We start from the raw sequence: 15950 nt of genomic DNA, 5'->3' as shown, positions 1-15950 counted from the left end.
CATTGAGAGAATAATATGTCAGAGAATAGTTACGATTCTTCGAGTATTAAGGTCCTTAAGGGCCTTGATGCAGTACGTAAGAGACCTGGGATGTATATTGGTGACACCGACGACGGTACGGGTCTACATCATATGGTGTTCGAAGTAGTCGATAACTCTATCGATGAAGCCTTAGCCGGCCACTGTAGCGATATTACGATTACTATCCATGTAGATGGTTCGGTTTCTGTTAAGGATGACGGCCGTGGTATTCCGGTCTCTATCCATGAGGAAGAAGGCGTATCGGCGGCAGAAGTTATTATGACGGTATTGCATGCCGGCGGTAAGTTCGACGATAACTCCTATAAAGTGTCTGGCGGTCTCCACGGCGTGGGTGTATCGGTTGTAAACGCTTTATCTAAAAAGCTGCAAATGACCATTCGTCGTGCTGGCAAAGTATACGAGCAGTTTTATACTCACGGTGTGCCTGATGCGCCGATCAAAGAGATTGGTGATGCAACCAAAACCGGTACTGAAATCCGTTTTTGGCCAAGTGAAGATACCTTCAGCGATGTTGAGTTTCACTTTGAAATTCTGGCAAAGCGTGTGCGTGAACTGTCTTTCCTTAACTCAGGCGTGGGTATTCGTCTGGTTGATGAACGCGACAATAAAAATGAATTTTTCAAATACGAAGGCGGGATTAGCGCATTCGTCGATTACCTGAACCGTAATAAAACGCCAGTCAACAAAGATGTATTCCACTTTATGCAAGAACGTGAAGATGGCATTACCGTTGAAGTGGCTATGCAGTGGAATGACGGTTATCAGGAAAATATTTTCTGTTTTACCAACAACATCCCACAGCGTGATGGTGGTACTCACTTAGTCGGTTTCCGTAGTGCGTTGACACGTAACCTCAACAGCTACATGGAAAACGAAGGTTATAACAAGAAAGGCAAAACCAGCGCGACTGGCGACGATGCCCGCGAAGGCTTGACTGCCGTTATCTCTGTTAAAGTGCCAGATCCAAAGTTCAGCTCGCAAACCAAAGACAAACTGGTTTCTAGTGAAGTGAAAACCGCGGTTGAACAAACCATGGGTGAGAAGCTGAACGATTATCTGCTGGAAAACCCAGCTGATGCGAAGTTGATCGTCGGTAAGATTGTCGATGCTGCCCGTGCCCGTGAAGCGGCGCGTAAAGCTCGTGAAATGACCCGTCGTAAAGGCGCACTCGATTTAGGTGGTTTGCCAGGTAAGCTGGCCGATTGCCAAGAAAAAGATCCTGGTCTTTCAGAAATTTACATAGTGGAAGGTGACTCTGCTGGCGGTAGTGCTAAGCAGGGACGTAACCGTAAGAACCAAGCGATTTTGCCACTGAAAGGTAAAATTCTAAACGTTGAGAAGGCCCGCTTCGATAAGATGTTGTCTTCTCAAGAAGTGGCCACACTGATCACGGCACTTGGCTGTGGTATTGGTCGCGACGAATATAACCCAGATAAAACCCGTTATCACAACATCATCATCATGACGGATGCTGACGTCGACGGCTCGCACATTCGTACTTTGCTGTTGACCTTCTTCTTCCGTCAAATGCCTGAATTGATTGAACGTGGTTATGTGTATATTGCTCAACCGCCTTTATTTAAAGTGAAAAAGGGCAAGCAAGAACAGTATTTGAAAGATGAGCCAGCATTGACTCAATACCTCACGACTCAAGCATTGGATGGCACTGTTGTGTATCCAACGCAAGGTGCGATTGGTATGTCAGGTGAGCCGTTAGAGCGTTTAGTGACTCAGTATCGTGAAGTGGAAGCCATTGTGGCCCGTTTAGAGCAGCGCTATCCAACGCACATTACTAACCGTATGCTTTACCACCCAATGATCACCAACGATATGTTGGCCGATGAAGGCAAGATGAAAGAGTGGATCGATGCCTTTATCCATGAGCTGGTGGAAATGGAAAACAGCGGTGTACTGTATTCTGCTGAGCCGATTCTCGATCCTGAGCGTAAAGTGTATCTGCCTAAGATCACCATTCGTAAGCACGGTATCGATACTAACTATCTGTTTACTTATGACTTCTTCCAATCAAGCGATTATCAACGTATCGGTAAGTTAGGTGCGGCGTTAGATGGCATGATTGAAGAAGGCGGCTATGTACAACGCGGCGATCGTGTTAAAGAAGTCGGCAGCTTCCTCGAAGCGCTAGATTGGACGATTTCTGAAGCCAAACGCGGCTTATACATTCAACGTTATAAAGGATTGGGTGAGATGAACCCTGAGCAATTGTGGGAAACTACAATGGATCCTGAATCACGCCGTATGTTGCAAGTCACGATCGATGATGCTGTGGGTGCCGATCAGTTGTTCACTTGTTTGATGGGTGATCAAGTTGAACCTCGTCGTGAGTTCATCGAAGCGAACGCATTGAACGTGGCTAACTTAGACGTTTAATGCTAGATGTATAATATTAGACGTGTAATGCGTGTTAAGACTCGCGTTAGTACTTGAATGATTAAGGGAAAGCCAAGGCTTTCCCTTTTTTATCTCTATGATTTATCTCTTTATCGATCAATACCCGCTTCATCCGCTGCAACAATTTCAGTCTCTGCTTTAGCCGCATTAATCCACGCCTGCATTTCCGGACAGCTGATCACATGCTGCATATAGGCACGGCTTGCCTGCGAGACTTCAATATCGTAGGTAAGAAAACGCATAACCACAGGGGCAAACATCATGTCGGCAATCGACCATTGGCCAAATAACCAAGTACCTTCCGCATGTGATGGGGCAAACTCGGCCATTTGTGCTGACCAAATCGCATCGATGCGCTCAATGTCTTTGCGGACCGCATCAGTGAGCTCAACATAGCGCCTCGCGCGTATGTTCATTGGTAGAGCGTTACGCACGGCATTAAAGCCTGAATGCATTTCACTGGCAATCGATCTGGCCTTGGCTTTTTGTTTAGGATCTTGCGGCCATGCGCTACCTGCAAGATAGGTGTCGTTGAGATATTCGCAAATCGAAAGTGAATCCCATACCGTAATGTCACCATCGACTAATGTCGGTACTTTTAAAGTCGGCGAAATGGCTTTGAGTTGCTGATAGAAGCTGTCGGTATCGAGTTGCAGTAATACTTCGTTGAACTGCACGCCAGATTTTGCGGCCATAAACCAAGCCCGCAGTGACCAGCTAGAGTAGTTTTTATTGCCAATATAAAGATCCATTGTTTGTCCTTGAGTGAAATGCCGAGTGTTTCTGCAAAGCTACTATATGGACTCATTTCACCTATGACTAATGAATATTTTACCCTTTCTACATCCGCTAATACGCGTCATTTCTCTTGAGCTTACGAGTCACTTTTATTGAATTTAAACGACCCACAGCATTGAGATAATTTAACCATATCTTAATTACTTTGCTCGATGGATTCTGTCGAGATAAAGGCTAATTGGCGAGATAAATGGATGTGGCAGCGAGTGATTTACCCCGTAAGTGCACTGATTTTTATGCTATCGGCGGTGGCAAACGCCGATGAGGCAAATAAGTTATTGAATATGTGTAAGGCCTGTCATGGCGAGTCCGGTGTGAGTCGTTTTGAGCATATTCCTAATATCGGATGGCAAAACTCAGAATACCTATTGAAGCAACTGCGAGCCTTTAAGGCGGGGAATCGCCAAGATCCCACTATGACTAAAGTCGCCCAACTCTTGACTGAGGCTGATATGCAGCTGATGGCGGATTACTTTTACCTCGGAAAGGATAAATAACATGGATCTTAATCGTCGGGTTTTTATTAAAGGTGCGGTAGCGACGTCTGTGTTATCAGCTTTACCCGTTAAGTGGGTATTTGCCGAACAGCTTCCCGCAGCCGTCACTCCTCTGGATATATCAGCATTAACTTGGACTAAGGCAGATGACTTACCGAGTTATTTCAAAGTGTTAAACACTCATCCACTGAATGCGTTTCCGCCGGAGCATAAGCTCGCTCCTGCCGTGACGCCTGCAGATGCCTCGTTTATCCGTTGGAATGGCATAGTGCCTGACTTTAAGGCGTTAGATGCTAAAACTTGGACTTTTCAAGTGGATGGTGAGTCTGTAATCACCCCAAAAACCTACACAATTGATGAACTTAAGCGTCGCTTTAAGCATTACACATTGCAGTTGCTGATTGAATGTGGCGGTAATAGTCGCTCTGGCTTTTTTCCTAGTACTAAGGGTAATCAGTGGAATAATGCCGGCGTATTTTGCTCCGAGTGGACAGGTGTCTTAGTGAGTGATGTGCTTAAGGATTGCGGTATTAAATCTGATGCTGTTTACACAGGCCATCACGGTGTTGATCGGCATTTGAGCGGCAAAGGTGAGGCGATTTCACGCGGCGTACCAATAAAGGCGGCGCTTGAAGAGCTTGGGCTTATTGCATGGTCGATGAATGGTGAGGACATTCCTTATCTACATGGATATCCCTTACGTATTGTGTTTGGTGGACGGCCGGGCTCCGTTTCGCAAAAAGCGGCGACGGGGATCAGTGTGCGTAATAAAGTTCATGATGGACATAAAATGGAAGCACCAGCGTATCAACTCCCTAAATATCCGATAGCGCCAGGTGAGTCTGTTGATGATAAAGACTATAAAATCATTGAAGAAATGATAGTGAAGTCATTGATCACTCAACCCCAATCTGGAACCGAATTAGCTGTGGGTCAAAAGATGACTATCGCAGGTCATGCTTGGGCGGGATTGCGGGAAGTGGTTAAGGTGGAAGTCAGTTACGATTATGGCACCCGTTGGTTTGCCGCTGAATTAGAAAAACCTAAAAACATAACAGCATGGCAGCAATGGAAGATTGAATTGCAATTACCGTCGCAGGGTTATTATGAAATCTGGGCCAAAGCGACCGATAGTGAAGGTGATAGTCAGCCTGTCGTACAACCGCAATGGAATCCTAAGGGATATATGTTTAACGGCTGCCACCGTATTGCCGTTAGGGTGGTGTGATGAAGTCGCATATCAATAAACTGATATTGCTTGGGCTAGTGGCATCCAGTATTTCGCTAGCCGCTGAGTATCCAGTGGACCCTAAATCGGGTTTGATCATGGCTCCTGGCTGGGAGTTAGTGAACTATCAATGTAATGCCTGCCATACCAGTATGATAGTCGTGCAAAACCACGGCGATAAAGCCTTTTGGAAAGAGACTTTGCAGTGGATGATAGACACTCAGGGTTTATGGGACTTGTCGGATACTTGGGAGCCCACCTTGAGTTATCTAAGCACTCATTATGGGCAGGCTGAAATGGATATGACGATCTTCAGACGTCTACCTTTAGAACCGAACCTGCAGCCTGTGCTAGTTAACCCTTTCCCTAAGGAACCAAAATGAAAGCGATTATCATAAGTTTGATTGCGCTATGTGGCTTATCCACAGAGGTTAATGGAGAGGTTTATCAAGCAGATATAGAGCGAGGTCAGGCATTGGCTACAGCACAGTGTGAGTCATGCCATGGCAATGCGGTGATCGCTATGGCCAAGCAATTCCCAAACTTAAAGGGACAAAAATTAGCTTATCTTAATAAACAGCTCGTCGATTTTAAAACCGGTTTACGACTCGAACCTTTGATGCAATCACAAGTCAGCGCGTTAAGCTCTGAGCAATTACAAGATGTGGCGCTGTTTTATAGCCAGCAAGTTACACCGAACCTAAGTGCGAATTAGCACGAGCATAGTGTGTTATTTGAATTAAACCGATATAGGGTTTAGTAGGGAATACGGGGTGATATTTTGTAGATTTGATTATGCAGTGGTTCGTTAACCTAGGCTACGTTGTAGTCGGTAGAAGTAGTCATGCCATTCCGCTTGCGCCGTTGCCGCTTGTTCATCGTCAACCAATTCGAATTTAACTGTCTGCCCTGGGCGAGTTTGGGCAAGCTTCCAAAGATCGGCTTCAATAATTACGGCTATTTGCGGATGACTGCTGGTGGTCTGCGCATCGGCAAGTAACACGAGTGGTTGCCCTGAAGCGGAGACTTGAACCACTCCGGGGGTGACTGTGTGTGATTGTACAGGGAATGGCTTCGCCAATGTTAACGTATCACCTTTGAGTATTGCACTCGCACGATCACTTTCAGCTGAAAGTTGCCACTGTGTTTGCCAGAATATTTGCTGAGATTTCAACGAGAAGGCTTGGGTGTGCTTTGTTGCGAGTGCGCGAATATGCCCATTCCAACTTTTTTGAATTGCGCCAACTTGCCTTCTTAGTGGATGAGCGGAACCTAAGGTCAGGTTATCGCCAGCTTCTAATGCGCGGCCATGAAATCCACCGATACCTGAGGTTAAATCAGTTGCAGCAGAATCCATCACTAACGGCACTTTAACGCCACCGTCAACCGCAACATAGGCACGCATGCCTTTATTTCCCCCTCTAAGACTGAGTTTTTGTCCTGCCTTAATAGAGTAACGCCAGCCGCAAACTATGGGTTTATTATCTATGCGCGCATCGAAATCGGCACCGGTTAAGGCAATCCAAGCATCACGTTTAAACAAAAAAATCGATTGTCCAAAGGTCAATTCCAGTACGGGTGTATTGTCTGGGTTTGAGAGTAGGCGGTTTGCTAAACACAGTGCAGGTCTATCTAAGGCACCTGCTTGGGTTACGCCTAAATGTCGATATCCCATGCGTCCGATATCTTGAACTGTGGTTAGTGCACCCGCTTTTATTACCTCGATCATCAAATTTTCCGTTGTTAGCTCGCGAGTAGATTGTTAATCAATTAAAGGGAGACAAAATACGTATCCCTTTATGAATGGTAGGCATATTGTCAGTTAAATGATGCTGAAATGTAAGTTTTTTGAGGTTTCAACTTGTAACCAAGATTGTCTTTGTAAAAGCAGTAATGGTGGGATAGAAGAAGTCCGAAATGAATTGAATATGTTACACTTAAGCTAAGTATTAGCCTCTCTACAATGTCTTAATGCATGGCTTGAGCTGATCAAAATGGATTTATGATGGGCAATATTTAACTGATTTTTTAACAATTATTTATAATGACAGGTTGATGCTTCTTGATTAAATCACTTTTTAATAAACTCTTTAATATTCGCGATACGGCGACCGTTGAGAGACCCAAAAGTTTTTCAACGACGGACTTAGGTAAGTCGCTTGAACCTGCGCGAAAGCCTGCTAAACCTCTCGAAGACATTAGCGTGGTATCTGTCGATTTATCTGCACTCTTTTATAGTTTGTTATTTCCGACACGGGTTAAGGACACTGGTGGTGTAGCGAATAATCTTGAACGTCGGGTAATGGCGGAGATAGAGCAGGCCTTGGCATCGCCACAAGTGATCGCCGAGAAAGTGTTAAAGCTGCCGTCAAAGGTATTGGAATTAGATCGTAAGCTGGCCGATCCTCAGTTTGATATTAAGGATCTATTAGCGCTTATTGAGCGAGATCCTTTACTGAGTATTGAGGTGCTTAAGCTGTGTAATTCTCCCGCGTTTAAACGTAGCGATAGGGATATCACCAGTTTACAGCAGGCTTTGGTACAGCTTGGTCGTGAACAGCTGAGAAAATTTGTCACCACTTGTTTAGTGCGTGAAATGTTGGATATCAAACCAATCTATTTCCGTCGTTTTGGGGCTGAAATTTGGCGCCATTCGATGCAGGTTGCTTTTCTTGCCAGTGAGTTAAGCGATGAAGATCAAGATACGGCTTTTTTATTGGGCCTATTACACGATGTCGGCAAGTTGGCCATTTTTAAAATGCTCCTCGATGCATTTGTACAGGCAGAGCCGGGAGAACAGCCTAATTCTGGATTATTTAGACAAGTGATGACGACGAAATCGTTAACCTTGAGTTCATTGCTTGCTAAGCATTGGCAGTTACCCAATACCTTTGAAACAGAATTAGACAAGCTTGCCAGTGTGAACTCGCGCCCGCAAGCGGGGCTCGCCGCAGTGGTATGGCGGGCGAATGTGATTAGCGAGATTTCTATGCTGCATCAAGCAGGGCAATTATCCCCTGAGATACTGGCGAATTTACTGCAGCAAGTTAACTTAGATCAAACTCAATTTGATAGCTTACATCAAAAACTGCTGCAGTTCTGATTGGGCAATTTAATACGTTTGGTATAAGAAATCAGGACAATAAAAAACGCGCTATTGAGCGCGTTTTTTTATAAAGCGATAATTTAAAAAACCTTAGTATCGTTATTGCAGTAGTGATATATCCGCTACGTGCAGGAACTGCTCGCGTAGATTATTCAACAATGCTAAACGATTGTTTTTCAAAGCTTCATCATCCGCCATAACCATTACATCTTCGAAGAACTGATCCACGCTTTCACGTAGGGCAGCTAACAAAGTTAAGGCCTGTTGGTAATCTGCATTGGCAAACAAAGGTGCCAACTGTGGTTGCAGCTCGTTCAACTTGGCCGCCAATGCTTGCTCTGCGGCTTCGGTCAACAAACTTGCATTGATGGTTGTCGGTAAAGCGCCTTCAACCTTAGCCAGAATGTTGGATACCCGTTTGTTCGCTGCTGCAAGTGCGCCAGAAGCTTCTAGGCTTCTAAAGTGTGATACCGCATTGATACGACTATCAAAATCAGCTGGGCGTGTTGGGCGACGTGCTAGCACGGCTAAGATCACATCAACACCAATGCCTTTATCTTGATACCAAGCACGGAAACGAGCCATTAAGAATTCAAGTACTTCCTCTGCAGCGTTTGCGTTGCTTAAGTTAGTACCGTGGAGCTCCTGAGCTTTAGCAATCAGCGTTACTAAATCCAGTGGCAGTTTGTTCTCAACGATAATACGCAGCACACCGATTGCGGCACGGCGTAGGGCAAAGGGATCGGCAGCGCCTTTTGGTGCTTGGCCAATACCAAAGATGCCGACTAAAGTATCGAGCTTGTCTGCTAATGCGACTGCGCAAGATACGCCAGCACTAGGCACTGTATCGCCTGAGAACTTAGGCTTATATTGCTCTTCCATTGCAACCGCAACCGCTTCGGTTTCACCATCGAGGCGGGCGTAGTGCATGCCCATAGTGCCTTGAGTGTCGGTAAACTCCATCACCATATTGGTCATCAAATCGGTTTTAGATAACAAACCTGCACGGGCTGCATCAACCGCATTCGCGCCAGTTTGTCCGGCAATAAAGGCGGCTAGGGCAGAAATACGATTCACTTTGTCTTTTAAGGTACCGAGCTGCTGTTGGAACAGGACGGTTTCTAGGCTAGGTAAACGCGATTCCAGCGTGTGTTTTTTATCGGTATTAAAAAAGAACTCGGCGTCGGCAAGACGTGGGCGAACGACTTTCTCGTTACCTGAGATAATTTGCGCGGGATCTTTAGATTCTATATTGGCCACAAAGATAAAGTTTGGCAGTAACTTGCCTGCATTATCAAAGACTGGGAAGTATTTTTGGTCGCCTTTCATGGTATAGACCAAAGCTTCAGACGGTACACTTAAGAATTTTTCTTCGAAGCTAGCGGTCAATACCACAGGCCATTCAACCAAAGAGGTGACCTCTTCAAGCAGGCTATCTTCGATATCGGCTGTGCCACCAATCTTAGCGGCAGCTTTTTCGGCATCGGCTTTAATTAACGCTTTACGGCTTTCGTAATCGGCGATGACTTTGCCTTTTTCTTTTAGGTCGGCAAGGTAGTGATCTGCATGGGCTAATTCAAACTGCTTGAGTCCCATAAAGCGGTGACCGCGAACAGTGCGTGCCGATTTGATACCCAGCAATTCACCTTCAATCAACTCACTGCCTAACAACATAGTCGCGGTGTGCACAGGGCGAATAAATTGGGTTTTATTATTGCCCCAGCGCATTGGCTTAGGAATGGGCAATTTATCGAGTGCACGTTGAGCTATAGCAGCGATCAAACTTTTGGTTTCGACGCCTTCAACTTTGGCGTTATGGACTAACCATTCGCCTTTATCTGTAACTAAACGTTCGGCTTGTTCAACAGTAATACCATTACCACGTGCCCAACCTTCAGCGGCTTTCGTCGGTTTGCCTTCAGCATCAAATGCTGAACTCACGGCGGGGCCGCGTTTTTCAACCACTTTGTCAGCTTGTGCAAGGGCAAGTTCAGTGACGTTAATTGCCAGACGACGTGGCGCTGCGTACCAAACGGCTGAGCTGAACGCTAAATCGGCTTTGGTGAGTTCTTCAGTAAAGTTAGCTAAAAAGGATTCAGCCAGTTTACGTAGTGACTTAGGTGGTAATTCTTCCGTGCCTAACTCTATGAGTAAGTTTTCAAAATTCATGTTTTTACCTCTACTTACACATTGGGAAGCCAAGCGCTTCGCGTGCCTGATAATAAGATTCAGCGACCGCTTTCGCCATAGTACGAACGCGTAAGATGTAGCGTTGGCGCTCGGTAACTGAAATGGCATGGCGGGCATCGAGCAGGTTGAAGGCGTGTGAGGCTTTCATCACTTGCTCGTATGCGGGCAGAGGTAAAGGTTTTTCTAGCGACAATAAATGCTGACACATTTTTTCGCACTGATCGAACAGGGTGAACATAAAGTCCACATCGGCGTGCTCGAAGTTATAGGTCGATTGCTCGACTTCATTTTGATGGAACACATCACCATAGGTGATGCGGCCCAGTGGACCATCGGTCCATACGAGATCATAAACACTATCTACGCCTTGGATATACATGGCCAGACGCTCTAGGCCATAGGTGATTTCACCTGTGACTGGGCTGCATTCGATGCCGCCAACCTGTTGGAAGTACGTAAACTGAGTCACTTCCATACCATTAAGCCAAACTTCCCAGCCTAAGCCCCAAGCACCTAGTGTTGGTGATTCCCAGTTATCTTCCACAAAGCGGATATCGTGGATTTGAGTATCAATACCCAGTGCTTGCAGTGAGCCTAAATACAGCTCTTGAATATTGTCAGGAGAAGGCTTCAACACGACTTGGAATTGGTAGTAGTGCTGCAGACGGTTAGGGTTTTCACCGTAACGACCATCCGTAGGGCGGCGCGATGGCTGCACATAGGCACTGCTCATAGGTTCAGGCCCTAAAGAACGTAGGAAAGTTTGTGGGTGGAATGTACCCGCGCCGACTTCCATATCTAAAGGTTGAACAATTGCACAGCCTTGCTGTGCCCAATATTCCTGCAGGGTGAGAATGAAACCCTGAAATGTTTTTACGTCGTGTTTTGTCGTCATGTCTACTTGTCTACTGCCGTCAGCCTGAATAGAAAATGGGTTCGATTATACCTTGTAGATATCTGCTTATGTAGGTTATTTTTTACCTTCTTAATTAAAACAATAAGGTTATATACCATGGAAGAGATCCGCTGTGGCTGGGTAAGTGATGATCCCTTGTATCGTGAGTATCACGACAAAGTGTGGGGGCGACCTGTTTATGATCCAAAGGAGCTGTTTGCTAAGTTGTGTTTAGATGGTCAACAGGCCGGATTATCTTGGATAACTATCCTGAAGAAGCAACAAAATTATGAACAGGCCTTTGCTAATTTTGAACCTGAGATTATTGCGACTTTTGATGAGGCGAAAGTGGAGGAGCTCATGTTGAATCCCGGTATAGTGCGCAACCGCTTGAAGGTGAATTCTATCATCAAGAATGCCAAAGGTTATTTAGCCTATACTGCCGATGGGAAGGATTTCTCTGCATTTTTATGGAGTTTTGTGGGCGGTAAACCCATAGTTAATCAGATTAGGGCAATGTCGCAGGTTTCGGCACAAACACCAGAATCTGAAGCCATGTCAAAAGCGTTGAAGAAACTCGGATTCAATTTTGTCGGCCCAACCATTTGTTATGCCTTTATGCAGGCGGTGGGTATGGTGAACGATCATCTTGTCGAGTGTGTTGCTTATCAGGCCTGTGTCGATTCCTGTGCTGAGCATAGCCACTAGAATCATTAATCGTTGGGCTGACTGATATTAAAGAAAACTCTTGTAGAGTATCCAAATACAAAAAAGCATGTTCCACGTGGAACATGCTTTTTGAGCTTCGCTGGAACTCATCTTGTTAAACTTAAACGGTCTCAACAGGAAAGCTATTCTCCTAGACTTGAAAGTTGCCCTTAGAGTTTCTCAAAGAAAAACGGCTTACGCTGTTCTTTATCCCCATTAAGTTCCTTCATAGTCTCTGCATCAAATAACTTACCATTGACCATAGTATGAGTGACTCTGTCGGTGACGCGAATGTCGGCTAATGGATCACCATCAATAACGATCAAGTCTGCGAGCTTACCTTCTTTGATAGAACCGAGTTGCTGCTCCATGCTAAAGGTCGTCGCTGGATTAATGGTGGCCGTTTTCAACACTTCCATATTGCTCATGCCGCCTTGGGCAAACATCCACATTTCCCAATGTGCCGCTAAACCTTCACGTTGACCGTGGGCGCCAATATTTGGGTGAACCCCTAACTTATTGAGCTCGTTAGCAACCTTAGCAACATTGAAATGATTGTAGTGGCTCTCTGGTGCATGGGGGCGTCGCATTGATCTTGCTTGTAAAATATCGGCTGGCACATACATGGATAGGCGTGGATGTGCCCACACATCGGTTTTATCATACCAGTAGTTTTCACCAGAAATACCACCATAGGCAACCACTAAGGTTGGCGTGTAACCAACTTGAGTCTGGCTCCAAAACTGTTTGATATCGTTATAGATTGAACCAACGGGGAGTGAGTGCTCAATCGTAGTATGTCCATCGGCGACCATGCTTAAATTATGTTGCAGCAAGCTGCCACCTTCAGGCACGACCATCATTTCGAGTTCACGTGCTGCGGCTATGACTTGCTGTCTCTGATTGCGGCGCGGTTGGTTATAGCTTTTTACGCTAAAGGCTCCAACTTTTTTCAGGCGTTCAAGATGGAATTTGGCATCATCTAGTGAGTCTATGTGCGATGTGTAGCCAGGCGCATTGGCACCATAAAGTATGGTGCCGGTGGAGAATATTCGTGGGCCAACAATATTACCTGCTTTTTGTTGCTCAGATGCGGCAAAGATTTCTGTGGTGTCATTCGATGGATCGTGAATCGTAGTCACGCCTAAAGATAATCCAGAGTAGAGCGCCCAGTTCTGTTGTGGCACGATTTCATCATCCGCTTGCGGTCCATGGGCGTGGGCATCGAATAGTCCTGGCATAATGGATTTGCCTTTGATGTCGATGATCTGCGCATCCTTAGGAATCGCAACATTGGCATCGCCTACGGCGACAATATGATTGTCTTTGACTATGACCACACCATTATCAATCACTTGGTCATTTTCCATCGTAATCACTTTACCACCGACAAACGCGATTGTTCCACGTGGAACATCGGCCTTTTCGGTAAAGCCTAAATCGATAATGCTTGGTTGTGCCTTTTCATCTTTGTTGCGATATTGAGTGTCAACCTTGGCTTGGTACAACTCGGGGCCAAGAGTCCAATATAGTTGGTCGCTTTTACTGTTCCAACTGATACTTTCACCCGCACGGGCACTCAATTGGCTTACGGGTAGATTGCTGGCATTGGGGCCAATCTCAACTGTCTCGCTGTGTTTAGCAAAAGGTGTTACCCAAACCTTGAATCGTTCAGCAAAGGCGAGTTGCTCACCATCGGGTGAAACCCTAAATTCAGTTGCATGTTTGCTGCTGTAATGAACCCGTTTATCGAAGCCGTCTAAGTTGATGGATGATAACTGCGGCGTTTCATCTTCGCTGCTATTCATAAAAAAGACGCGATCGGCATTAGCACCGAATTGAGCTTGATAGCCATCGGCACTGATCTTGCTATTTTGTTTACCTTTAATATCGACTTTATATAGCCCAGGTTCCTGCGACCAAGTTCTTGGTGTGAGGTTACCGCCTTGAGTTTTACGATACACTACGAGTTCACCATTGGGTGAAAAGGTGGGTTCGACATACTTTCCTGGCTCAGATGTTAGCTGCTTAGGTTTGCTACCTTTGGCGCTGATCACTTGCACTGTGCCTTGGTCTTGGTCATTCCAAGTGGTGAAAACAATATTTTTACCATCGCGCGACCATTGGGGATAAAGTTCTGCAATATTTTTGTCTAGCTCAGTCAAGCGTGACATTCTGCCATCGGGTAAGGATTTTAACCAAATTTTACCCAGTGCTTCGAAGGCGACTTTGCTACCATCCGGTGAGACCTGCGCCATACGTAGCATTTTTACATCGAAAACGTCTTTATCGATATCTTGCTTAAAGCGCACCGAGGGCTGTACGGCTAACTCAGTTTTTACACTAAAGGGGATATCTGTGAGTGTTTTATTGGCAACATTCAGACGATTAATTTTTCCCTTAGCCCAGAAGAAAATATCCTTGTTATCTTGTGTCCATGCCATTGTTGGATAGACGCCATGAATGGCCCAAGTCTCCTGCATATCACGGTCAAGTTCGCCAAACAGCTTAGTTGTTTCTCCCGACTTAAGGTCGAGTAGGTAGAGTGATGACTGGAAATCATCGCGCTTAATATAGGCGAGCTTAGTACCGTCTGGGCTCGGCGTTGGCCGAATCGCTCCACCCGTGCCTTCGATTAATACCTCAATCTCACCAGTTTGAGTATCGTAGCGTTTTATTTTGTAGATACCGTTGACCGAATCCTTTGAGTAATGGAATGTTTTACCCGGCGTGTCATCCTGACTAAAGTAGATATAGCGACCATCGGGTGAATACGCGGGTTCACCTAAATCTTTCTCATCATTAGGACGTTCGGTTAGTTTGACGCCTTCACCACCCGCAACGTGGTATAGCCACACTTCGCCCGCACCCAAACTACGACTGGCGGTAAAGTGCTTACGGGCAACCAAATACTGGGAGTCTGGGCTCCAAGCTGGACTGTTTAGTAGCCTGAAGGTTTCTTGGGTGACTGTTCTTGGGTTGTTGCCATCAGCATCCATAATCCAAATGTTATCACCACCATCACCATCGGACGTAAAAGCAATGTGCTTGCCATCAGGGCTATAGACGGGCTGCATCTGCCAAGCTATGCCTTGGGCTAATGGCTTAGCTTCACCGCCTGTTACTGGAATTTGGTAGATGTCACCGAGTAAGTCGAAGACGATATACTTGCCATCTGGACTGACACTTAAGTTCATCCAAGTGCCTTCATTAACATCAACTTTGACTTGCACTAAGGGAGCATTCGCTGGAGCGTTAACATTCCAAGTCGATTCTTTCGTTTCTGTGGCGTTAACTGCAAGGGTATTCATCCCAAGAGTGAGGGCAATATAAAGCGGGGTAAGTTTAGAGTTCAACATGTCACTTCCTGTTATCGTTCTTATGGGCTACATGAGCGGTATTAATCACAAGATAAAGTTTTGTTAATACTTGGTGTAGTTATCGCATAAATAGATAGGAAGGAAAACGTAAATACTGTTTCAATTGATGTTCGAGCTAGAAAGCTGATATTTATATTAGGATTGGGACAACAGAAATAGAACCAAGTTATTTGGTTCTATTTATAGAGGAATATGGATAACTAGCTGAGATAAGTGATTGGATTAGCGAGGAAAGAAAATTGCTATCTCATCACCTAGGTGGATCATGGCATCATTTAATACCCTGCATGTAACACCTCCTCGCCAATCTGGGGTGAGTGCGGCTTCTAAACCGACATGTGCAATTTCCATTTTTTTACAGGGATCGGTCTCACCTGTAATTTCAAGTAGTAACTCACCAATTTGTAAATGTTTACCAACATCTGCACTGCTAAATACCAGACCATCAACGAGCAGATTTACTCTGCGAGTCGTCCAAGGCAATTCTGCCTCAATAGCACGACAGGCTTGTTGCCATTGTAGTTTGGAAAGCACAGTGACTTGGCGTTTGCCAGGACGACCAAATACATCTTTCTCTACACCATTTAACTGGGTGACATTGGCACAGAGAACCTCATTCATTGGGCCGCGCTTTACAGTTTTATAGGCAATTGCCAGCAGTTTTGGCATAGTTCCTCACATCCTTTTTAATGAT

The 15950-nt window shown here is 45.4% G+C and carries 13 protein-coding genes; 7 read left to right on the top strand and 6 right to left on the bottom strand.

Translation table 11 applies throughout. The features are described 5' to 3' along the window. Positions 1-15: 15 nt before the first annotated feature. The gene (gyrB, locus tag L5L94_RS20315) at positions 16-2433 is read left to right on the top strand and encodes a DNA topoisomerase (ATP-hydrolyzing) subunit B (protein WP_105250805.1); all 2418 of its coding nucleotides are present in this window, start codon (positions 16-18) and stop codon (positions 2431-2433) included. 110 nt (positions 2434-2543) lie between these two features. Here gyrB and L5L94_RS20310 read toward each other — a convergent pair whose 3' ends face one another. Continuing rightward, a complete protein-coding gene (locus L5L94_RS20310; protein ID WP_105250806.1) occupies positions 2544-3206 on the bottom strand; it encodes a glutathione S-transferase family protein in 663 nt (220 codons plus the stop codon). Positions 3207-3446: 240 nt separating this feature from the next. On the opposite strand from L5L94_RS20310, the gene L5L94_RS20305 reads away from it, so the two are divergent. From L5L94_RS20305 to L5L94_RS20290, 4 genes are read left to right on the top strand one after another with little or no spacing between them, the layout of a single operon-like run. Continuing rightward, on the top strand, positions 3447-3749 hold the full coding sequence (locus tag L5L94_RS20305; RefSeq protein ID WP_006083821.1) for a c-type cytochrome: 303 nt from the start codon (positions 3447-3449) through the stop codon (positions 3747-3749). A gap of 1 nt (position 3750) precedes the next feature. Next, positions 3751-4977, top strand: coding sequence for a sulfite oxidase (locus L5L94_RS20300; protein ID WP_263164817.1), 1227 nt, complete (start codon positions 3751-3753; stop codon positions 4975-4977). After that, positions 4977-5360, top strand: coding sequence for a cytochrome C (locus L5L94_RS20295; RefSeq protein WP_263148671.1), 384 nt, complete (start codon positions 4977-4979; stop codon positions 5358-5360). Before L5L94_RS20300 ends, L5L94_RS20295 begins: the two co-directional genes overlap by 1 nt. Continuing rightward, positions 5357-5692: a c-type cytochrome gene (locus L5L94_RS20290; protein ID WP_263164815.1), complete on the top strand. Its 336-nt coding sequence runs from the start codon at positions 5357-5359 to the stop codon at positions 5690-5692. Before L5L94_RS20295 ends, L5L94_RS20290 begins: the two co-directional genes overlap by 4 nt. A gap of 93 nt (positions 5693-5785) precedes the next feature. Here the strand turns inward: L5L94_RS20290 and L5L94_RS20285 are convergent, their stop codons facing one another. Further along, positions 5786-6706 (bottom strand): biotin-dependent carboxyltransferase family protein, encoded by a 921-nt coding sequence (locus L5L94_RS20285; protein ID WP_263164813.1) that lies wholly within the window; start codon positions 6704-6706, stop codon positions 5786-5788. Positions 6707-7039: 333 nt separating this feature from the next. Here L5L94_RS20285 and L5L94_RS20280 point away from each other — a divergent pair, with 333 nt between their 5' ends. Beyond that, positions 7040-8080 (top strand): HDOD domain-containing protein, encoded by a 1041-nt coding sequence (locus L5L94_RS20280; protein ID WP_263164812.1) that lies wholly within the window; start codon positions 7040-7042, stop codon positions 8078-8080. Between the two features lie 102 nt (positions 8081-8182). On the opposite strand, the gene glyS is transcribed toward L5L94_RS20280, so the two are convergent. Together glyS and glyQ are read right to left on the bottom strand one after the other, a co-directional pair. After that, entirely contained in the window at positions 8183-10252 is a 2070-nt protein-coding gene (gene glyS, locus L5L94_RS20275) for a glycine--tRNA ligase subunit beta (protein ID WP_263164811.1), read from the bottom strand. A 10-nt stretch (positions 10253-10262) separates the two neighbouring features. Continuing rightward, complete coding sequence (gene glyQ, locus L5L94_RS20270) at positions 10263-11168, bottom strand: glycine--tRNA ligase subunit alpha (RefSeq protein ID WP_219235734.1); 906 nt, start codon at positions 11166-11168, stop codon at positions 10263-10265. A gap of 117 nt (positions 11169-11285) precedes the next feature. Here glyQ and L5L94_RS20265 point away from each other — a divergent pair, with 117 nt between their 5' ends. Then, positions 11286-11876, top strand: a complete 591-nt coding sequence (locus L5L94_RS20265; RefSeq protein ID WP_263164809.1) for a DNA-3-methyladenine glycosylase I — start codon at positions 11286-11288, stop codon at positions 11874-11876. A 170-nt stretch (positions 11877-12046) separates the two neighbouring features. Here the strand turns inward: L5L94_RS20265 and L5L94_RS20260 are convergent, their stop codons facing one another. Together L5L94_RS20260 and L5L94_RS20255 are read right to left on the bottom strand one after the other, a co-directional pair. Continuing rightward, a complete protein-coding gene (locus L5L94_RS20260) occupies positions 12047-15235 on the bottom strand; it encodes an amidohydrolase family protein (protein WP_263164808.1) in 3189 nt (1062 codons plus the stop codon). A gap of 243 nt (positions 15236-15478) precedes the next feature. Beyond that, entirely contained in the window at positions 15479-15925 is a 447-nt protein-coding gene (locus L5L94_RS20255) for an MOSC domain-containing protein (RefSeq protein ID WP_263164807.1), read from the bottom strand. Positions 15926-15950: the final 25 nt, after the last annotated feature.

The sequence above is a fragment of the Shewanella sp. SM21 genome, from assembly GCF_025654335.1.
Taxonomy (GTDB): domain Bacteria; phylum Pseudomonadota; class Gammaproteobacteria; order Enterobacterales; family Shewanellaceae; genus Shewanella; species Shewanella oncorhynchi.
Note: the sequence above shows the minus strand (reverse complement) of the source record. Positions and strands in the feature narration are given on the sequence as shown.